Source organism: Bradyrhizobium sp. USDA 4506 (genome assembly GCF_054058795.1).
Map to the genome: position 1 here is coordinate 7,085,404 of NZ_JBSSBM010000002.1, position 19,986 is coordinate 7,105,389.

General features: G+C 64.7%; 20 protein-coding genes and 1 tRNA gene. 12 read left to right on the forward strand and 9 right to left on the reverse strand.

Going from position 1 to position 19,986, the window contains the following annotated elements:
- Positions 1-92: 92 nt before the first annotated feature.
- The 6 genes from ACVIHF_RS35530 to ACVIHF_RS35555 all read right to left on the reverse strand — a co-directional run bounded on the left by ACVIHF_RS35530 (position 93) and on the right by ACVIHF_RS35555 (position 6,490).
- Entirely contained in the window at positions 93-1,175 is a 1,083-nt protein-coding gene (locus ACVIHF_RS35530; protein ID WP_310880909.1) for a sn-glycerol-3-phosphate import ATP-binding protein UgpC, read from the reverse strand.
- Positions 1,175-2,023, reverse strand: a complete 849-nt coding sequence (gene ugpE / locus ACVIHF_RS35535) for a sn-glycerol-3-phosphate ABC transporter permease UgpE (protein WP_283066140.1) — start codon at positions 2,021-2,023, stop codon at positions 1,175-1,177. The genes ACVIHF_RS35530 and ugpE overlap by 1 nt, the downstream gene beginning before the upstream one ends.
- The gene (gene ugpA / locus ACVIHF_RS35540; protein WP_310880908.1) at positions 2,023-2,904 is read right to left on the reverse strand and encodes a sn-glycerol-3-phosphate ABC transporter permease UgpA; all 882 of its coding nucleotides are present in this window, start codon (positions 2,902-2,904) and stop codon (positions 2,023-2,025) included. Before ugpA ends, ugpE begins: the two co-directional genes overlap by 1 nt.
- Positions 2,905-3,061: 157 nt before the next feature.
- The gene (gene ugpB / locus ACVIHF_RS35545) at positions 3,062-4,378 is read right to left on the reverse strand and encodes a sn-glycerol-3-phosphate ABC transporter substrate-binding protein UgpB (RefSeq protein ID WP_253605799.1); all 1,317 of its coding nucleotides are present in this window, start codon (positions 4,376-4,378) and stop codon (positions 3,062-3,064) included.
- A 290-nt stretch (positions 4,379-4,668) separates the two neighbouring features.
- Positions 4,669-5,874: a CaiB/BaiF CoA transferase family protein gene (locus tag ACVIHF_RS35550; RefSeq protein ID WP_076833791.1), complete on the reverse strand. Its 1,206-nt coding sequence runs from the start codon at positions 5,872-5,874 to the stop codon at positions 4,669-4,671.
- Between the two features lie 190 nt (positions 5,875-6,064).
- Positions 6,065-6,490 (reverse strand): organic hydroperoxide resistance protein, encoded by a 426-nt coding sequence (locus tag ACVIHF_RS35555; RefSeq protein ID WP_026192038.1) that lies wholly within the window; start codon positions 6,488-6,490, stop codon positions 6,065-6,067.
- A gap of 168 nt (positions 6,491-6,658) precedes the next feature.
- Between ACVIHF_RS35555 and ACVIHF_RS35560 the strand changes: the two genes are divergently transcribed.
- On the forward strand, positions 6,659-7,120 hold the full coding sequence (locus tag ACVIHF_RS35560) for a MarR family winged helix-turn-helix transcriptional regulator (protein ID WP_057020441.1): 462 nt from the start codon (positions 6,659-6,661) through the stop codon (positions 7,118-7,120).
- Positions 7,121-7,135: 15 nt separating this feature from the next.
- Here the strand turns inward: ACVIHF_RS35560 and ACVIHF_RS35565 are convergent, their stop codons facing one another.
- The 3 genes from ACVIHF_RS35565 to ACVIHF_RS35575 form a co-directional block, all read right to left on the reverse strand.
- On the reverse strand, positions 7,136-7,375 hold the full coding sequence (locus tag ACVIHF_RS35565; protein ID WP_225642551.1) for a GIY-YIG nuclease family protein: 240 nt from the start codon (positions 7,373-7,375) through the stop codon (positions 7,136-7,138).
- A gap of 226 nt (positions 7,376-7,601) precedes the next feature.
- A tRNA-Ala gene (locus ACVIHF_RS35570) sits at positions 7,602-7,677 on the reverse strand.
- Between the two features lie 95 nt (positions 7,678-7,772).
- Positions 7,773-8,180: a TIGR02300 family protein gene (locus tag ACVIHF_RS35575; RefSeq protein ID WP_057020408.1), complete on the reverse strand. Its 408-nt coding sequence runs from the start codon at positions 8,178-8,180 to the stop codon at positions 7,773-7,775.
- A 145-nt stretch (positions 8,181-8,325) separates the two neighbouring features.
- Between ACVIHF_RS35575 and aroA the strand changes: the two genes are divergently transcribed.
- From aroA to ACVIHF_RS35630, 11 genes are all read left to right on the forward strand, one after another.
- Complete coding sequence (gene aroA, locus ACVIHF_RS35580; protein ID WP_456793347.1) at positions 8,326-9,663, forward strand: 3-phosphoshikimate 1-carboxyvinyltransferase; 1,338 nt, start codon at positions 8,326-8,328, stop codon at positions 9,661-9,663.
- Complete coding sequence (gene cmk, locus ACVIHF_RS35585; protein WP_057020410.1) at positions 9,660-10,289, forward strand: (d)CMP kinase; 630 nt, start codon at positions 9,660-9,662, stop codon at positions 10,287-10,289. Before aroA ends, cmk begins: the two co-directional genes overlap by 4 nt.
- Before the next feature lie 393 nt (positions 10,290-10,682).
- Positions 10,683-12,392: a 30S ribosomal protein S1 gene (gene rpsA / locus ACVIHF_RS35590; RefSeq protein ID WP_028337539.1), complete on the forward strand. Its 1,710-nt coding sequence runs from the start codon at positions 10,683-10,685 to the stop codon at positions 12,390-12,392.
- Positions 12,393-12,858: 466 nt separating this feature from the next.
- Complete coding sequence (gene sppA, locus ACVIHF_RS35595) at positions 12,859-13,836, forward strand: signal peptide peptidase SppA (protein WP_168856666.1); 978 nt, start codon at positions 12,859-12,861, stop codon at positions 13,834-13,836.
- Positions 13,837-14,010: 174 nt separating this feature from the next.
- Positions 14,011-14,340: an integration host factor subunit beta gene (locus ACVIHF_RS35600; RefSeq protein WP_016847379.1), complete on the forward strand. Its 330-nt coding sequence runs from the start codon at positions 14,011-14,013 to the stop codon at positions 14,338-14,340.
- Positions 14,341-14,424: 84 nt separating this feature from the next.
- A complete protein-coding gene (locus ACVIHF_RS35605) occupies positions 14,425-14,811 on the forward strand; it encodes a lipopolysaccharide assembly protein LapA domain-containing protein (RefSeq protein WP_438076406.1) in 387 nt (128 codons plus the stop codon).
- Positions 14,812-14,886: 75 nt separating this feature from the next.
- On the forward strand, positions 14,887-15,546 hold the full coding sequence (locus ACVIHF_RS35610) for a phosphoribosylanthranilate isomerase (RefSeq protein WP_310880906.1): 660 nt from the start codon (positions 14,887-14,889) through the stop codon (positions 15,544-15,546).
- Positions 15,543-16,760: a tryptophan synthase subunit beta gene (gene trpB / locus ACVIHF_RS35615; RefSeq protein WP_057020413.1), complete on the forward strand. Its 1,218-nt coding sequence runs from the start codon at positions 15,543-15,545 to the stop codon at positions 16,758-16,760. Before ACVIHF_RS35610 ends, trpB begins: the two co-directional genes overlap by 4 nt.
- A complete protein-coding gene (trpA, locus tag ACVIHF_RS35620) occupies positions 16,757-17,593 on the forward strand; it encodes a tryptophan synthase subunit alpha (RefSeq protein WP_092081071.1) in 837 nt (278 codons plus the stop codon). The genes trpB and trpA overlap by 4 nt, the downstream gene beginning before the upstream one ends.
- A 104-nt stretch (positions 17,594-17,697) precedes the next feature.
- Positions 17,698-18,639 carry an acetyl-CoA carboxylase, carboxyltransferase subunit beta gene (gene accD / locus ACVIHF_RS35625; protein ID WP_057020415.1) on the forward strand — a complete coding sequence of 314 codons (942 nt, stop codon included), beginning with the start codon at positions 17,698-17,700 and terminating at the stop codon, positions 18,637-18,639.
- 95 nt (positions 18,640-18,734) lie between these two features.
- Positions 18,735-19,979, forward strand: coding sequence for a bifunctional folylpolyglutamate synthase/dihydrofolate synthase (locus tag ACVIHF_RS35630; RefSeq protein WP_310880948.1), 1,245 nt, complete (start codon positions 18,735-18,737; stop codon positions 19,977-19,979).
- Positions 19,980-19,986 lie beyond the last annotated feature (7 nt).

A 19,986-nucleotide genomic window follows, 5' to 3' on the forward strand; every position in this document is an offset into this window, starting at 1 on the left:
GTGAGGGATATGGGGGCGATCTGGATAGCGTTCAAGCAGCCCCGAAACCAGCCTAAACGCCCGCAACATGGGGGTAAATTCTTCCCGATCGGTTACTCCCCGACGCGCTTCCGGCCGTCGGCGGTAAAAAGATGCAGCTTGTCGCGGGGAGCGACGGCCCGGATCCGCTCGCCGATGGCAGGACCCGAGACGCCGGGAACCCGGACAATCACCTCGCCCGGCGGCAGCTCGCCCGGATTGGCGGCAACGCCCTGCTCCTCGCGCTGGCGGCTGCCATAGACGAAGGTCTCGGCGCCGACATGCTCGATCGCCTCGACCGTGAGGCCAAGCGCGACGCAGCCGGATCCGGTCTCGCTCGAGATCACGAAATCCTCCGGCCGGATCCCGACAATGCCGGCGCCGTCGGCGCCCGTGATCTGGGACTTCAGCTCGTCCGCGCGCAGCGGCATCAGGTTCATCGGCGGCGCGCCGATGAAGGAGGCGACGAAGGTGGTCGCCGGCTTCTGGTAGATGTCCAGGGGATTACCGATCTGCTCGACCTGCCCGCCGTTCATGACGACGAGGATGTCGGCGAGCGTCATCGCCTCGAGCTGGTCGTGGGTGACGTAGATCGACGTGGTGTTGAGCCGGCGCTGCAGCTTGCGGATCTCGACCCGCATCGCGATGCGCAGCTTGGCGTCGAGGTTCGACAGCGGCTCGTCGAACAGGAACACTTTCGGTTGGCGCACGATGGCGCGGCCCATCGCGACGCGCTGGCGCTGGCCGCCGGAAAGCTGGCGCGGCTTGCGCTCCAGCATCGGCGAGAGCTCGAGGACGCGCGCGGCTTCCTCGACGCGGGTCTTGATCTCGGCCTCGGCCATGCCCCGGTTGCGCAGGCCGTAGGCCATGTTGTTGTAGACGCTCATATGCGGATAGAGCGCGTAGTTCTGGAATACCATCGCGATGTCGCGATCGGCAGGCTCGACCTGGTTGACGACGCGGCCGCCGATGTCGATCTCGCCGCCGGTGATGGTCTCGAGCCCCGCGACCATGCGGAGCAGCGTGGACTTGCCGCAGCCGGAAGGGCCGACCAGCACGCAGAACTGGCCGTCGCCGACGTCGACATCGACGCCCTTGATGGCCTCGAAGCCGCCGGGATAGGTCTTGCGGACGCTGCGCAGCGTGACGTTAGCCATTACTTTTCCGTCTCCACCAATCCGCGCACGAACAGTTTCTGCATCACGACGACGACGAACACCGGCGGCAGCATCGCGAGCAGCGCGGTCGCCATCACGATCGGCCATTCGGTCAGCGCGTCCGTCGTCGTGATCATCTTGCGGATGCCGACCTGGATGGTCTGCATGTCGTCGCGCGTCGTGATCAACAGCGGCCAGAGATATTGATTCCAGCCGAGGATGAAGAGGATCACGAACAGCGCGGCCATGTTGGTGCGCGACAGCGGCAGCAGCGTATCCCAGAAGAAGCGGAACGGGCCTGCGCCGTCGATGCGGGAAGCCTCCAGCAATTCATCCGGCACGGTCATGAAGAACTGGCGGAACAGCAGCGTCGCGGTGGCTGACGCAATCAGCGGCAGCGACAGGCCGGCATAACTGTCGAGCAGATGCAGATCAGCGACGATCTTGTAGGTCGGATAGATGCGTACCTCGACCGGCAGCATCAACGTGATGAAGATGATCCAGAAGATCGCCATCCGGAACGGAAACCGGAAATACACGATCGCGTAGGCCGAGATGATCGAGATCGCGATTTTGCCGACCGCAATCAAGAGCGCCATGACCAGCGAGTTCAGCATCATGTTCAGCACCGGCTCGCGGGTCGAGCCGCTCGTGCCGACAAACAGCGTCTGGTAGTAGGTCTGGAGGAAATGGCCGCCGGGCAGCAGCGACATCTGGCCGTTGGCGATGACGGCGTTGTCCTGGGTCGAGGCGACCAGCGCGAGATAGACCGGGAAGGCGACGATCGCGATCCCGATCCACAGGATGGCGTGAGCCAGATAGCGCTGGAAGCCTTCCTCCTCGACCATCAGTAGGTCACCTTGCGCTCGACGAAGCGGAACTGGATCGCCGTCAGCATGACGACGATGACCATCAGGATGACCGACTGCGCCGCCGACGAGCCGAGATTGCCGCCGAGCAGGCCGTCCGTATAGACCTTGTAGACCAGCGTCTCGGTCGCCTTGCCGGGACCGCCCCGGGTCATGGTGTCGATGATGCCGAAGGTGTCGAAGAAGGCGTAGACGATGTTGATGACCAAGAGGAAGAAGATGGTCGGCGACAGCAGCGGGAAGATCACGGTCCAGAACCGCCGCATCGGCCGGGCGCCGTCGATCGCGGCGGCCTCGATCACGCTTTTCGGGATGCTCTGCAGCCCGGCGAGGAAGAACAGGAAATTGTAGGAGATCTGCTTCCAGGCCGCGGCGAGGATGATCAGGGCCGCCGCCTGGTCGCCGTCGAGCAGCGGATTCCAGTCGATGCCCATGGCGCGCAGATAGCGCGACAGCACGCCGAGCGAGGGGTGCAGCATGAACACCCAGAGTACGCCGACCACCGGCGGGGCCACCGCATAGGGCCAGATCAGCAGCGTGCGATACAGCGTCGAGCCGCGCAGCGGCCTGTCAGCCATCACCGCGAGCAGCAGCGCGAAGGACAGCGATGAGACCGCGATCGCGAACGAGAACACGAAGGTTCGGACGATCGCCTCGAAATAGGCCGGCTCCTTGAACAGCTCGAGATAGTTCTCGAACCAGACGAAGCTGGTGGAGAGACCGAAGGCGTCCTGCAGCAGGAAGGACTGGATCACCGCCTGTACGGCCGGCCAGTAGAAAAAGATCAGGACGATCGCGAGTTGCGGGGCAACCAGCGCGTAAGGCAACAGCTTTGATTGGAAAATCGCTTGCTTTTGCATGGGCTCGGAAGAAGGGCAGGCCGCGGATGCGGCCCGCCGGTTGATCGCCCTAAAGCGCGATGAGATGAGGTTGGATCGTCATCGCGCCTTAGCTTGTCGTCTGGGCATGGTGGAAAACCGCTTCGCGCTTGTCCGGTTCATGCCCGAAGACATCATGTCAGCGGACGGCGGTCTTTTCAAACTGCCGCAGCATCTGGTTGCCGCGCTCGACGGCGGCGTCCAGCGCCTGCTTGGCGGTCTTCTTGCCGGCCAGCGCCTGCTCGATCTCCTCCGACCACATGTCGCGCAGCTGCACCATGTTGCCGAGGCGCAGACCGCGGGAATTCGCGGTCGGCTCCTTGTTGGTGAGCTCGAGCAGCGGGGTCTCGAGATAGGGCTGGTCCTTGTAGAAGCCTTCTTCCTTGGCCTTGGCATAGGCGGCCTTGGTGATCGGCAGATAGCCCGAGGCCTTGTGGATCCAGATTTGGCGGTCGGTGTCCGAGAGGAAGGTCAGGAACTTGGCCACGCCCTTGTATTCCTCGGCCGACTTGCCGCCCATCACCCAGAGCGAGGCGCCGCCGATGATCGAGTTCTGCGGCGCGCCCTTGGCGTCGGGATAATACGGCATCGGCGCCGCGGTGAAGTTGAACTTGGCCTGCGCCTTGACGTTGCCGAAGAACGCCGACGAGGTCAGGTAGATCGGGCATTCGCCCGAGGTGAAGCGGCCTTCGCCGGTGTTGGTGCGGCCGGCATAGTCGTAGGTCTTGTCCTTCTGCAGCTCGACGAGGTTCTCGAGATGCTTGACCTGCAGCGGGCCGTTGAATTCGAGCACGGTGTCGAAGCCGTCGAGGCCGTTGGCCTTGCTGGCGAGCGGCACATTGTGCCAGGCCGAGAGCTGTTCGAGATTGACCCAGGTGACCCACGAGCCGGAGAAGCCGCAGGTGTTATAGCCGGCTGCCTTCAGCTTCTTGGCGTCGTCGAACACTTGCGGCCAGGTCTTCGGAATCTCCGCGATGTTGGCCTTCTTCAGCGCATCGAGATTGATCCACATCACCGTCGACGACGAGTTGAAGGGGAACGACAGCATCTCGCCCTTGGAGGTCGAGTAGTAGCCGGTGATCGCGGGCAGATAGACGCCCGGATCGAACTTCTCGCCGGCGTCGGCCATCAGCTTGTAGACCGGTTTGACGGCGCCGGTGGCGGCCATCATCGTTGCGGTGCCGACCTCGAACACCTGCATGATATGCGGCGCGTTGCCGGCGCGGAACGCGGCGATGCCGGCGTTCATGGTGTCGGCATAGCCGCCCTTGTAGGTCGGGATCACCTTGTAGTCGGATTGCGAGGCGTTGAAGTCGTTGGCCAGCTTGACGATGACGTCGTTGTTGGCGCCGGTCATCGCGTGCCACCACTGGATCTCGGTCACCGCGAACGCGGGCGACGCGAATGCAAGCGCGGCAGCGGCTGCCGCGGCAGCGCCTAGTCGTCGAAAGAACATCAAAACCCCTCCCAATTGGAACGTCGTCTTTCGTTGCGCGCGTTATCAGCGCCGGATGACGTTCAAATGACCGTATAAACGAAAGTCATGGTAGGGGGGAAGCCGAAGCGAAGGGAAGCGGTAAAAAAGGCGAAGACCGCAGCCGCATCCGTGCGGTGCAACGCCGGCCGCGACGTTGCACCGCAGTGCTGATGCGTCGGCCGATTCGAGACGGGCCGACGCTCCAGCTTTGTCCTGACGCGAACCGGTGCCCATCCCGCATCACGTGCGGGACAGGCTCGAAAACGCCTTTAGCGCTTGCGCTGGGGACCGCAGACCACGCCCTTTTCAACCAGGCCGTTGATCTCGTCCTTCGAGTAGCCGAACTCGCCGAGCACTTCCGCGGCGTGCTGGCTGAACTTCGGCGGCGTGCGGCGCAGGTTCGGCTTGGTGCGTTCGAGGCGGATCGGCGAGGCGACGCCCTTGTACCAATCCTTCTCGATGACGTCGCCGCGATGAATGGTGTGCGGGTTGGTCAGCGCCTGGTCGATCTTCTGCACCGGGCCGGCCGGCAGGCCGGCGGCGAGCAGCCGGTTGCACAGCGGCTCGGCCTCGTGCTGGCTGAACACCGCGGCCAGCTCGACGCGGAGCGCATCGCGGTTGGCGATGCGGTCCTTGTTGCGGGCAAAGCGCGGGTCGGTGCCGAGCTCGGGCTTGCCGATCTCCTTGGCGAGCTTGCGGAAGGTTCCGTCATTGCCGACGCCGATGAAGATGTTGTCGGTCTTGGTCGGGAAGATCGCGTACGGCACGAGGTTGGGATGCTCGTTGCCGGTGAGCGACGGCGGCTTGCCGTGCATGAAGTAGTTCGCGGTGTGCGGGTGCATGATCGCGAGCCCGGTCTCGTACAGCGTCGTCTCGATGAACTGGCCGAGCCCCGAGCGCTGCCGCTCCGACAGCGCCATCAGGATGCCGATCGTGGCGTAGAGCCCGGTGGTGATGTCGACCAGCGGCACGCCGATCCGCATCGGGCCGCTCTCCGGCGAGCCGGTCGCCGCGATCATGCCGGTCATCGCCTGGATGATCGCGTCATAGCCGGGATTGCCGCCGCGCGGGCCGTCGGCGCCGAAGCCGGAGATCCGGCAATGCACGAGGCGCGGAAATTTCGCGCGCAGCACGTCGTTGCCGATGCCCCATTTGTCGAGCGTGCCCGGCTTGAAATTCTCGATCAGCACGTCGGCGGTCTCGAGCATCTTCATCAGCACCGCGCGTCCGCCCTCGGAAGCGAGGTCGAGGCCGATCGAGCGCTTGTTGCGGTTGATGCCGACGAAATAGGCCGCGTCTTCTTCGTGGAAGGGAGGACCCCAGTCTCGCACCTCGTCGCCGGCGGGCGGCTCGACCTTGATCACGTCGGCGCCGTGGTCGGCAAGAATCTGGGTGCAATACGGACCGCCGAGCACGCGCGTCAGATCGATCACGCGCAGGCCGGTCATCGCGCCCGTAGCCGCTGGGGTATTCATGGAAACAACCTTCGCTCAGTTGGGATCAGATAAACGAGGGTCCCAGAGCTAACGGTCTTCAGCCGACCCAGCAATGCTTCCGTCGGCGCAGGCCCATGCAGCAGGCGGCGCATGCGTTCGCCAAGCGAACCAGCCGCTGAAAGAGCAATGGTCCGCCACGTGTTGCGGCGGACCATTGCGTGATGTGGAATTAGACGACGCTCAGCTTGACGTCGACATTGCCGCGGGTCGCGTTGGAATAGGGGCACACCTGGTGGGCCTTCTCGACCAGCGCTTCGGCATCGTTGCGCGCAAGGCCGGGCAGCGACACCGCGAGCTCGACGGCGAGGCCGAAGCCGCCTTCCGAGCGCGGGCCGATGCCGACCGTCGAGGTCACCGAGGCGTCGGCGGGAACCTTGGGGCCGCCCTGCGAGGCCACGAACTTCATCGCGCCGATGAAGCAGGCGGCATAGCCGGCCGCGAACAGCTGCTCCGGATTGTTGCCGGCACCGCCGCCGCCACCGAGCTCCTTCGGGGTCGTGAGCTTGACGTCGAGTGCGCCGTCGAGCGTCGCCGCATGGCCGTCGCGGCCGCCGGTTGCCTTGGCGCTGGTCTTGTAGAGCACGTTCACAGACATCGTGGTCTCCCTTGGTGGATTGGGCTTGAATTCGATGACGCATGTATTGCACGCAAATAGATTGCGCACAATATAAAATATGCGGTCTCACATTTAATTGTTCGCAATTGAATCCGCGGTCCCGTGAGCCCAGAATGACCCGGAAACGAGATGGATTCGATGGGAATCATGGCCAGGAAACCGACGGCCGCGGATCAGGCGCTGCGGCTCGACAATCAGATCTGCTTTGCGGTCTATTCGACCGCGCACGCCTTCAACCGCGTCTACAAGCCGCTGCTCGACCGGCTCGGGCTGACCTATCCGCAGTATCTCGTGATGCTGGCGCTGTGGGAGCGCGACGACGTCGCGGTGAAGGACCTCGGCGAGCGCCTGTTCCTGGATTCCGGCACGTTGACGCCGCTCTTGAAGCGGCTGGAGGCGGCGGAGTTGATCAAACGGACCCGCAGCACCGCGGACGAGCGGGTGGTGCTGATCGCGCTGACGCCGCAGGGCCACGCGCTGCGCGAAAAGGCCAAGGCTGTGCCGCAGTCGATCCTCGCGGCCTCGGACTGCACCGTCGGCGAACTGATGGCGATGAAGGACGAGATCGTCGCGCTGCGCGACCGGCTGAATGCGGTGCTGGGGGAGTAGGGGCGGTCGGGGCGGTTAGAGGCGCTTCTTGGCGAAGGCGCGGCCGGAGTGGGATTTGAGATATTTCTCGAAGGCCAACGCTTTATACTTGTCGGGAAATGCGCAGTACCAGACCAATTCCCACGGCATAAATTTTGAGGTGTGCGCCGATTTGCCGGCGTTGTGCTCAGGAATCCGGCGCTTCAGATCTTCGGTCGCGCCGACATATTCTTGATCAGGGAAGTTGATGCTGCGGATGATGTAGACGTACCACATTCGCATCCACGGATGGCCGGACGGGCAACAGGACCTTGGCGGTCCGTCTTCGCCCTTCGGGCTACGCCGGACACCACGCTTCGCCCTTCAGGCAACTCGTGGCTGCGCCACGCGTACCAGTAGCGCATCGCAGTTACTGATAAGATAAGTCGGCTAGTTGATCCAGTCCGTCTTCGCCCTTCGGGCAACTCGTGGCTGCGCCACGCGTAGCCCGAAGGGCGAAGCGTGGTGGAGCCAGGCGGGATCGAACCGCCGACCTCTTGCATGCCATGCAAGCGCTCTCCCAGCTGAGCTATGGCCCCTTATCCAGTTGGGATGATCCTGGGGGATCGATCCCGGTCCGCGCGGCCTGGACGACTCGCGCGGCAGCACCGTTGATCATAGATCGGCGCCGATCTCAAGTCTCTTCGTCGCCTCCGACGTCACCAATGATGTCGGTGACGTCCTCATCGCCCTCTTCCTCGTCGGCGATGAAGGTCGAATCGTCGTCGTCATCGTCGTCGATGGTCTCATCGACCTCGATATCGTCCTCGGATTCGGGAACCTGGGCCTTGACCTTCCCGGTGTTCTCCTCGGCATCGGCCTCCTCGAGCGAGACCATCTCCTCGGCCTCGGCGGGCTCCGGCATGTCGGCTGCGGTCGCAGGCGAACTGACGGTGGCGCCACGGCCCCGCGGCGGGGCGATCGGCGCGATCGGCACGACTTCGCCGGTATAGGGCGAGATCACCGGATTCTTGTTGAGGTCGTAGAACTTCTTGCCCGTGGTCGGGCAAATGCGCTTGGTTCCGAGCTCGGACTTGGCCACGTGGTAATCCCAGAATTTTCCTGAAAAACGGAGCTTCACTTGGCTAGTTGAGGAGCCGCTGTCAATAGCGGTCTGCGCGCATTTGACGGGCGCGTGACGCGGTGTTGCCTATGTGATACCTGCCGCGACGCGAGAGGACACAATCTTGGCCCATTCTGACACCCCGACCTCGCTGGAATCGCGCGCGTGCGGCCCCCTGGCCGGCACGGTCCGCGTTCCCGGCGACAAATCGATTTCCCACCGCGCGCTGATCCTGGGGGCGCTTTCGGTCGGCGAAACCCGCATTTCCGGCCTCCTGGAGGGCGAGGACGTCCTCAATACCGCCAAATCCATGCGCGCGCTCGGCGCCAAAGTGGAGCGGACGGCGCCGTTTACCTGGTCGGTGTCCGGCGTCGGGGTCGGCGGCTTCGCCCAGCCTGCCGCGCCGCTCGATTTCGGCAACTCCGGCACCGGCTGCCGGCTGGTGATGGGCGCGGTGGCCGGTTGCCCGATCGCCGCCATTTTCGACGGCGACGCCTCGCTGCGCTCGCGGCCGATGCGCCGCATCCTCGACCCGCTGGAGCTGATGGGCGCCCGAACCAGCGACATCAGGGAGGGCGGCCGGCTGCCGCTCACCCTGCACGGCGCCCGCTATCCGGTGCCGATCGTCTACAAGACGCCGGTCGCCTCGGCCCAGATCAAGTCCGCGGTGTTGCTGGCGGGGCTCTCCGCGCCCGGCATCACCACCGTGATCGAGCAGGAGGCAAGCCGCGACCACACCGAGCTGATGCTGAAGCATTTCGGCGCCGAGATATCCTCCGAGCCGGAAGGCAGCCACGGCAGGCGAATCTCGCTGCACGGCGAGCCCGAGCTGCACGGCGCCAACGTCGTGGTGCCCGCCGATCCGTCCTCCGCGTCATTCCCGATCGTGGCCGCACTGATCGTCGCAGGGTCCGATGTGGTATTCTCCGACGTGATGACCAATCCGCTGCGCACCGGCCTGTTCACCACGCTGCGCGAGATGGGCGCCTCGATCGAGGAGAGCGATGTGCGCGGCGATGCCGGCGAGCCGATGGCGCAGCTGCGTGTGCGCGCCTCGAAGCTGAAGGGTGTCGAAGTGCCGCCCGAGCGCGCGCCGTCGATGATCGACGAGTATCTGGTGCTGGCGGTCGCGGCCGCCTTCGCCGAGGGCACCACGATCATGCGCGGCCTGCAGGAGCTGCGCGTCAAGGAATCCGACCGCCTTGAAGCCACCGCCGACATGCTGCGGGTCAACGGCGTCAAGGTCGAGGTCTCCGGCGACGATCTGATCGTCGAGGGCCGCGGCCATGTTCCAGGCGGCGGCCTCGTTGCCACGCATATGGATCACCGCATCGCGATGTCGGCGCTGGTGATGGGCTGCGCCTCCGATCGGCCGGTGAAAATCGACGATACCGCCTTCATCGCCACCAGTTTTCCGGATTTCATCCCGATGATGCGCGCGCTCGGAGCTGATTTCGCATGATCATCGCCATCGACGGACCCGCCGCCTCGGGCAAGGGCACGCTCGGCAAGCGGCTCGCCCACCACTACGGCTATCGTCATCTCGACACCGGCGTGATCTACCGTGCGGTGGCCTATGCGATGATTCAAGCTGGTGCCGAGCTCAGCAACGAGGTGCTGGCCGTGGCCGCGGCGCTCGAGCTCGACCCCGAAAAGTTCGGCAATCCGATCCTGAAGACCCAGAAGGTCGGCGATGCCGCCTCCGTGGTGTCGGCGATTCCGCAGGTTCGCGAGGTGCTGGTGAATTTTCAGCGCCAGTTCGCCGCCGATCCGCCCGGTGCGGTGCTGGACGGACGCGATATCGGCACCGTGATCTGCCCGGATGCCGACGTGAAGATCTTCGTGGTCGCCGACCCCCGCGTGCGGGCACGGCGGCGCACGCTGGAGGCGCGCGCCCGCGGCGAGGACGCCGACGAAGAGGCGGTGCTCGCCGACATCCTCAAGCGCGACGAGCGGGACAAGAACCGGGCGATTGCGCCTCTGCGGCCGGCTCCGGACGCCCACACGCTGGACAATTCAAATCTGGACATTGAGGCCGGCGTCCGCGCCGCCATCGCCATCGTCGAGGCGGCGCGCGCCAGGCGCTAGAATCGCGGGCCGCCGCGGTGCTTTCGGCCCGAAAACCCAGCAAAATTGGGCATTTCCTGCTTGCCGAAAGTCGCATGCAGGGCTATATCAGCGCCGTTCGGAGCAGCATCGACGATGTCGAGGCCGTGTCTGAGCGGGCCGGCGATGGGTTTGAACCAATCTCAAACGAAACCAACGCCGCATCTGGAGGAACGCCCGCTCCCAGGTCTTGCAGTCGATATTTTCGTTTCAGGCTCCGGATCAATCATACGTACCGAACGTGCAGTCTTGCTGCCGGCCCGCTGTTGCACCTCCTGCAATGAGCGGTCGTCAGGGTTTGCGGAACCCCGACACTTCACGCGCGGTGCGCCCATCAACCCGAACGGCCGGCGAGATCCCGCATCTGGAGAACAAATGGTTTCGAATTCTGCGTCTTCCTATACTCCCACCCGCGATGACTTCGCGGCGATGCTTGATGAGTCCTTTGCCGGCGGCAATTTGCAGGAAAGCTCGGTCATCAAGGGCAAGGTGGTTGCAATTGAGAAGGACATGGCCGTCATCGACGTCGGCCTGAAGACCGAAGGCCGCGTTGCGCTGCGCGAATTCGCCGGCCCCGGCCGTGAAAGCGATCTTAAGGTCGGTGACGAGGTCGAGGTGTTCCTCGACCGTATCGAGAATGCGCTCGGCGAAGCCGTGCTGTCGCGCGACAAGGCGCGCCGCGAGGAAAGCTGGGGCAAGCTCGAGAAGGCGTTCCAGAACAACGAAAAGGTCAACGGCGTCATCTTCAACCAGGTCAAGGGCGGCTTCACGGTCGACCTCGACGGTGCGGTGGCCTTCCTGCCGCGCTCGCAGGTCGACATTCGTCCGATCCGCGACGTTGCGCCGCTGATGAACAATTCGCAGCCGTTCCAGATCCTCAAGATGGACCGCCGCCGCGGCAACATCGTGGTGTCGCGCCGCACGGTTCTCGAAGAGACCCGCGCCGAGCAGCGCCAGGAGCTGGTGCAGAACCTCGAAGAGGGTCAGGTGATCGACGGCGTGGTCAAGAACATCACCGATTACGGTGCGTTCGTTGATCTCGGCGGCATCGACGGCCTGCTTCACGTGACCGATATCGCCTGGCGTCGCGTCAACCACCCGACCGAGGTGCTGACTATCGGCCAGACGGTGAAGGTCAAGATCATCAAGATCAACCACGAGACGCACCGCATCTCGCTCGGCATGAAGCAGCTCTTGGATGATCCGTGGCAGGGCATCGAAGGCAAGTACCCGCTGGGTGCCCGCTTCACCGGCCGCGTCACCAACATCACCGACTACGGCGCGTTCGTCGAGCTCGAGCCGGGCATCGAAGGTCTGATCCACGTCTCCGAGATGTCGTGGACCAAGAAGAACATGCACCCCGGCAAGATCGTTTCGACCTCGCAGGAAGTCGAAGTGCAGGTGCTGGAAGTGGATTCGGTCAAGCGCCGCATCTCGCTCGGTCTCAAGCAGACCATGCGCAATCCCTGGGAAGTCTTCGTCGAGAAGTTCCCGGTCGGTTCGGTGGTCGAGGGCGAGGTCAAGAACAAGACCGAGTTCGGTCTGTTCCTGGGTCTCGAGGGCGATGTCGACGGCATGGTCCACCTCTCCGACCTCGACTGGAAGCTTCCGGGCGAGCAGGTCATCGACAACTTCAAGAAGGGCGACATGGTCAAGGCCGTGGTGCTCGATGTCGATGTCGAGAAGGAGCGCATCTCGCTCGGCGTCAAGCAGCTCGAAGGCGATCCCTTCGCCGAGCCGGGCGACGTCAAGAAGGGCGCGGTCGTGACCTGCGAAGTGCTCGAAGTGAAGGAGAGCGGCATCGAGGTCCGGATTTCGGGCACCGAGTTCACCACCTTCATCAAGCGATCCGAACTGGCCCGCGACCGCAACGACCAGCGCGCCGAGCGCTTCGCCGTCGGCGAGAAGGTCGATGCCCGCGTCATCCAGTTCGACAAGAAGGCCCGCAAGGTGCAGGTCTCGATCAAGGCGCTGGAAGTCGCCGAAGAGAAGGAAGCCATCGCGCAGTACGGCTCCTCCGATTCGGGTGCGACGCTTGGCGACATCCTCGGCACCGCGCTAAAGAACCGCGGCACCGACAAGTAAGCGTTCGCGCGATTTGAGCGAACAATCGGGGCCCCGGCGCAAGCCGGGGCCCTTTGCTTTGGGGCATCCGTAGCCCGGATGAAGCGAAGCGAAATCCGGGACTTTCTATCCGTGCTGCTGAAGCCTCCCGGATTACGCTTCGCTTCATCCGGGCTACGGATTTGTCTTCCCCTTCCCCCTGAAAGGGGGAAGGACGGGATGGGGGTCAGCCACAGGCGATGCTGCTCATGGAGAGAGCTGATCCCCACCCGCTTTGCTCTGGCGAGCAAAGCGACCTCCCCTTTTCAAGGGGAGGTTAGGGCGCGGCCGGGATCAAGCGCACGTGCACCCGGGCTACGAGTGCCTCCGAATACCGGGCCTTGTTTTCTTCATATTGCGTCGCAATTGATGTATTTGGCTAAGCTGATAGTGACACTGCGACTGCAAAACGCGCGGATTGCGCGCTGACCATTTCTGGAGAGATCGGATGTCGCTGGATTCAGACGTGATCGTCGATCGTCGCCGCATCAGGCGCAAACTGACGTTCTGGCGCGTCGCCGCCGCGGTCATTGCGATCGCGGCCATCGTCGGTGTGGGCGTGATCGCCGCCGGTGGGCGCGGCACCTTTTCGACATCGAACACGATCGCGCGGGTCAATATCGACGGACTGATCCGCAGCGACCAGGATCGCGTCGAGGCGCTGGAGCGGCTCGGCAAGTCGAGCTATGCGGCTGTTGTCGTGCACATCAATTCGCCCGGCGGTACCACTGCGGGCTCCGAGCAGCTTTACGACTCGCTGATGCAGCTGAAGGCGAAGAAGCCGCTTGTCGTCGTGGTCGAGGGATTGGCGGCCTCGGGCGGCTACATCACGGCGATCGCCTCCGATCACATCGTCGCCCAGCAGACCTCGCTGGTCGGCTCGATTGGCGTTCTGTTCCAATATCCGAACGTTTCGGAATTGCTCAAGACTGTCGGCGTGAAGATGGAGGAGATCAAATCTTCCCCGCTGAAAGCCGCGCCGAACGGCTTCGAGCCGACCAGCCCGGAGGCCCGTGCCGCGATCGACGGTCTCGTCAAGGACTCCTATGCATGGTTCCGTGGATTGGTGAAGCAACGGCGCGGCATGGACGATGACCTGCTGGAGAAGGTCGCGGACGGTCGCGTCTTCACCGGCCGACAGGCGGTCGATCTCAAGCTGGTCGATCAGCTGGGGGACGAGAAGACCGCGATCGCCTGGCTGGTTGCCGAGAAGAAGGTCAAAAGCGACCTGCCGGTGCGCAATTACAAGCTTAATCCGCGGTTCGGCGACCTGACCTTCCTGCGCACGGCGGCGTCCGTGACGCTCGATGCGTTCGGTCTTGGCGCGATCGCGCGGCGGATCGAGCAGGGCGGCGTGGCCGAGGCGGTCGACCGGTTCGGGCTTGACGGCATGCTGGCGCTGTGGAGCCCGGCTGGAACCAACTGATCGGCTGCCAAAGGCGTGCTCGTCAGGCTATTCCCGCTTTGCGGGAATCGCCGCATGCCCCAATTGGGCTATTTGTCACGTGATTTCACGACGCCCTAAATCGATTTAGCGTCTTGACAGTGCACGGCATTTTCACGGAAATGGGTTTCCGCAAGAGCCCGGATCCCACTTTCGATGATCAAATCCGAACTTGTTCAGCGTATCGCCGAGCACAACCCGCACCTCTATCAGCGGGATGTCGAGAACATTGTGAATGCGATTCTCGATGAAATCGTCGCAGCGCTGGCACGTGGCGACCGTGTCGAGTTGCGCGGTTTTGGCGCATTCTCGGTGAAGCACCGCCCGGCGCGCGCCGGCCGCAATCCACGCACCGGCGAGCATGTGCCGGTCGACCAGAAGAGCGTGCCGTTCTTCAAGACCGGCAAGGAAATGCGCGAGCGCCTCAACCGCGACGTGACCGAGGCGGGCGCCGCCAAGGTCGATGCGCCCAAGGCTGATGCTTAAGGCCGACGCCTAAGGCGCGACGTCAGGCGTTGCCGTGCTGCGGGCGATATGCCCGCATTTGCTCCATCGCTGCGAGAGATGGTCATGCGAAAGTTCTTCACGGCAGTGGTCGTCGTTCCGCTCGGTCTGATCTTCATCATTTTTGCAGTCGCTAACCGTCACTGGGTGACGGTGTCGTTTGATCCCTTCAATTCGGTGACCCCGACGGTTGCGGTCACGCTGCCGTTGTTCGTCGTCATCATCGCCTCCGCGATCCTGGGCGTGATCGCGGGCGGCATCGGAACCTGGTTCAAGCAAGGGCGCTGGCGCCGCGCGGCCCGGCAGCACGAGGCTGACGCCCGCCATGTCCGCGCCGAGCTCGCCGACCTCAAGGCCGCCGCCTCCCGGGACGACGCGCAGCGCCGTTCGGCCCCGGCGCAACTCGGCTTTTACGGGGCCGCCGGGCGAGACAAGCAGGGCGCGACGTTGTAGAACCCGCCCCACCGGACCAGGGTTCACCCCGGTTCCGGTCGCCCGACAACCCGTTTTGAGACCCGTTTCGAGACCATGCCCCTGCTCGTCAAAATCTGCGGCCTGTCCACGCGCGAGACGCTCGACGTCGCGCTTGAAGGCGGTGCCGATATGGTGGGGTTCGTATTCTTTCCGCCGTCGCCGCGTCACATCAGCCTCGAGACCGCGCGCGAGCTTGGCAGCCGCGCCAAGGGCCGCGCCGTCAAGGTCGCCCTCACCGTCGATGCCGACGATGCGACCCTGGAAAACATCGTCGAGACGCTGCGGCCGGATATCCTGCAATTGCACGGCAAGGAGACCACGGCGCGGCTGCGCGACATCAAGGCGAAGTTCGGCCTGCCGCTGATGAAGGCGCTGCCGGTCGAGACATCGGCCGACCTCGCCTTGCTGCCGGGTTATGCCGGCGTCGCTGATCGCATCCTGTTCGATGCCCGCGCGCCGAAGGATGCCACGCGGCCGGGTGGCCTCGGCGCGCCGTTCGACTGGCACGTGCTGGAAAATCTCGATCTCGCGCTGCCCTACATGGTCTCGGGCGGGCTCAACGCCGACAACGTCACTGAAGCCGTCCGCGTCACGCGCGCCGGCGGCGTCGATGTCTCGTCGGGCGTCGAGCGCACGCCCGGTGTCAAGGATCCCGAATTGATCCGCGCCTTCATCCGCGCCGCGCGCGCAACCCAAGAACTGATGGTTCGATGAATCCAAATCTGCCCAATTCCTTCCGCAGCGGTCCCGACGAGCGCGGGCATTTCGGCATTTTCGGCGGACGCTTCGTTGCGGAAACGCTGATGCCGCTGATCCTCGATCTCGAAAAAGCCTATGCCGACGCCAAGGCCGATCCGGCGTTCCAGGCCGAGATGAATGTCTATCTGAAGGACTATGTCGGCCGGCCCTCGCCGCTCTATTTCGCCGAGCGTCTCACCGAGCATCTCGGCGGCGCCAAGATCTATCTGAAGCGCGAGGAGCTCAACCACACCGGTTCGCACAAGGTCAACAATGTGCTCGGCCAGATCATGGTCGCGCGCCGCATGGGCAAGAAGCGCATCATCGCCGAGACCGGCGCCGGCCAGCACGGGGTGGCGACGGCGACGCTGTGCGCGCGGTTCGGGCTCGAATGCGTGGTCTATATGGGCGCGGTCGACGTCGAGCGGCAGCAGCCGAACGTGATCCGCATGGAGATGCTGGGCGCCAAAGTCGTCCCGGTGCAGTCGGGCGCGCGCACGCTGAAGGACGCGATGAACGACGCGCTGCGCGATTGGGTCACCAACGTGCACAACACCTTCTATTGCATCGGCACGGTCGCGGGTCCGCACCCCTATCCGATGATGGTGCGCGATTTCCAGTCGATCATCGGCCACGAGACGCGCAAGCAGATGCAGGAGGCCGAGGGCCGCCTGCCGGATTCGCTGATCGCCTGCATCGGCGGCGGCTCCAATGCGATGGGCCTGTTCCATCCGTTCCTCGACGATCCCTTGATCGAGATCTTCGGCGTCGAGGCGGCCGGTCACGGACTGACGCAGCTGCATGCCGCTTCGCTCGCCGGCGGCCGTCCCGGCGTGCTGCATGGCAACCGCACCTATCTTTTGATGGACGCCGACGGCCAGATCGAGGAAGCGCATTCGATCTCGGCGGGCCTCGATTATCCCGGCATCGGCCCGGAGCACGCCTGGCTGCACGAGACCGGCCGCGTGAAGTATCTCTCGGCCACCGATGAGGAGGCGCTGGCCGCATTCCAGCTGCTGTCGCGGCTCGAGGGTATCATCCCCGCGCTGGAATCGGCGCACGCCATCGCGAAACTGTCCGAGCTCGCACCGCAGCGGCCGAAGGATCACCTGATGGTGGTCAACCTCTCGGGTCGCGGCGACAAGGACGTGCCGCAGGTCGGCGACATCTTGAAGGCGAGGAAGAAGTGACCACCCGTATCGACGCACGTTTCGCCGAGCTGAAGCAGCAGGGCCGCTCCGCTTTCGTCACCTTCGTGATGGCCGGCGATCCCGACGCCAAGACCTCGCTCGACATACTGAAAGCGCTGCCGAAGGCCGGCGCCGACGTCATCGAGATCGGCATGCCCTTCACCGATCCGATGGCCGATGGCCCCTCGATCCAGGCCGCGGGCCTGCGCGCGCTCAAGGGCGGCATGACGCTGCGCAAGACGCTGGCTATGGTCCGCGACTTCCGCAAGGACGACAACGCCACGCCGATCGTGCTGATGGGCTACTACAATCCGATCTACATCTACGGCGTCGACAGCTTCCTGGCCGATGCCAAGACCGCCGGCGTCGACGGTCTGATCATCGTCGACCTGCCGCCGGAGGAAGATACCGAGCTCTGCATCCCCGCCATGAAGGCCGGGCTGAACTTCATCCGGCTGGCGACGCCGACCACCGACGACAAGCGGCTGCCGGCGGTGCTCGCCAACACCTCGGGCTTTGTCTATTACGTCTCGATCACCGGCATCACCGGCGCCGCGACGGCCGATTCGAAGGTGGTCGCGGAAGCCGTGGCCCGCATCAAGCGGCACACCAAGCTGCCGGTCTGCGTCGGCTTCGGCATCCGCACCCCGGAGACGGCGCGCGCGATCGCCGAGAACGCCAACGGCGCGGTGGTCGGCACTGCGATCGTCGATGTGGTGCGTGCCAATCTCGATGCCGAGGGCCGTGCGACGCCGAAGACCGTGAGCGCGGTGGCCGACCTGGTTTCGGCGCTGGCGCAGGGGGTTCGGGGCGCCAAACAGGCCGCTGAATAAGCCACATTTTGCGGCAACAAGGCCGCCGATGGCGGCTTGCCGGGCTCGCCCGGCCCGCCATATATCCAGCTGGTGCGGAACCGATCCGCATTTCGGAGCGAACCATGAATTGGCTCACCAACGTCGTCCGGCCGAAGATCCGCAACATCCTGCGGCGCGAGACGCCGGAAAACCTCTGGATCAAGTGCCCGGATTCCGGGCAGCTCGTGTTCTACAAGGACGTCGAGGCCAACCAGTTCGTGATCCCCGGCTCGAACTACCACATGCGCATGGGCGCGGTGGCGCGCCTGAAGTCGATCTTCGACAATGAGACCTGGTTCGACGTTGCGCTGCCCGAGGTGACGGCGGATCCGCTGAAATTCCGCGACGAGCGCAAATATGTCGACCGGATCAAGGACGCCCGCACCAAGACCGGGCTGAACGACGCGATCAAGGTCGGCTACGGCAAGCTCGAGGGCGCCGGCGTCGTGGTCGCGGTGCAGGATTTCGATTTCATGGGCGGCTCGCTCGGCATGGCCGCCGGTGAAGCCATGGTGCGCGGGCTCGAGCTCGCGGTCGAGAAGAAGTCGCCCTTCATCGTGTTCGCCGCATCCGGCGGCGCGCGGATGCAGGAAGGCATCTTGTCGCTGATGCAGATGCCGCGCACCACCGTCGGCGTGCAGATGCTGCGCGAGGCGCGCCAGCCCTACATCGTGGTGCTGACCAATCCGACCACCGGCGGTGTCACCGCGTCCTATGCGATGCTCGGCGACATCCAGATCGCCGAGCCCGGTGCGCTGATCGGCTTTGCCGGCGCGCGCGTGATCGAGCAGACCATCCGCGAAAAGCTGCCGGACGGCTTTCAGCGCGCCGAATATCTGCGCGAGCACGGCATGGTCGACATGGTGGTGCACCGCCACGAGATGAAGGCCACGCTGGCGCGGCTGTGCCGCCTGCTGACCAAGGCGCCGGCGCTTGAATCCGCATCGAAGCCCAAGGCCGCGGTCACCGAGCCGGCCCAGATCGTCACGGCGCCGGAGACGGTGCCGGCCGCGCCGCACGCGTGACCGCGAGCGCCGTCCCATCGCAAGCCTCGTTCGAGGCGTTGATCGCGCGGATATCGGCGCTGCATCCCAAGCGCATCGATCTCAGCCTCGATCGCATGCGCGGCCTGATGGAGCGGCTCGATCATCCCGAGCGCAAGCTGCCGCCGGTGATCCATGTCGCCGGCACCAACGGCAAGGGCTCGACCATCGCCTATCTGCGCGCGATTCTCGAAGCCGCCGGCCTGCGCGTGCACGTCTTCACCTCGCCCTATCTGGTGCGGATCAACGAATGCTACCGGCTGGGCGCCGTCGGCGGCGGCAAGCTCGTCGGTGACGATGAGCTGCGCGAGACGTTCGAGCACTGCGAGCGCATCAACGCCGATAGTCCCATCACCATCTTCGAGATGGAAACGGCGGTGGCGTTCTGCCTGTTCGCCAAGCATCCTGCCGATGTCGCATTGCTCGAGGTCGGGCTCGGCGGTCGGCTCGATTCGACCAATGTGGTCGAGGCGCCGCTCGCCTCGGTGATCGCGCCGGTCAGCATGGACCACATGGAATTCCTCGGCGACAATCTGACGGCGATCGCCGGCGAGAAGGCTGCGATCATCAAGCGCAAGGTGCCGGTGGTGTGTGCCGAGCAGGCGCCGGATGCGATGGCCGTGATCGAGACGCAGGCGAACCGCATGCGCGCGCCGCTGCATGCGGCCGGCCAGCAATGGCATGTCGGCGTCGAGCGCGGCCGGCTGGTCTATCAGGACGAACGCGGCCTGCTGGATCTCGCCGCGCCAAAACTGTTCGGCCGGCACCAGTTCGACAATGCGGGCCTTGCGATCGCGACGCTGCGCGCGATCGACGCATTCAAGCTCAACATCGCGGCCTTTGAAGCCGGCATCGTCAATGCGGAATGGCCGGCGCGAATGCAGCGGCTGGTTTCCGGCACTCTCGTCGGACAGGGGCCGCAGGGCTCCGAGGTCTGGCTCGACGGCGGGCACAATGCCGAGGGCGGCCGCGTCGCGGCTGCGGCGCTCGGCGATCTTGAGGAGCGCGTGTCGCGGCCGCTGGTGGTGATCGTCGGGATGATGGCCAACAAGGATGCCAACGCATTCCTCGCCAATTTCGCCGGGCTGACCCGCCACATCATCGCGGTCCCGGTGCCCGGCCGCGACAACGGCATGGCGCCGGACAGGCTGGCGGACGCCGCGCGAGCGCTCGGCATGCGGGTCGAGATCGCTGATGGCGTCGCCGCCGCGCTGCAACGGCTTGCGGTGCTGGCCTATGAGGTGCCGCCGCGCATCCTGATCACGGGCTCGCTGTATCTGGCCGGTCCCGTGCTTGCGGCCAACGGCACGCCTCCTGCATGATGGTCGC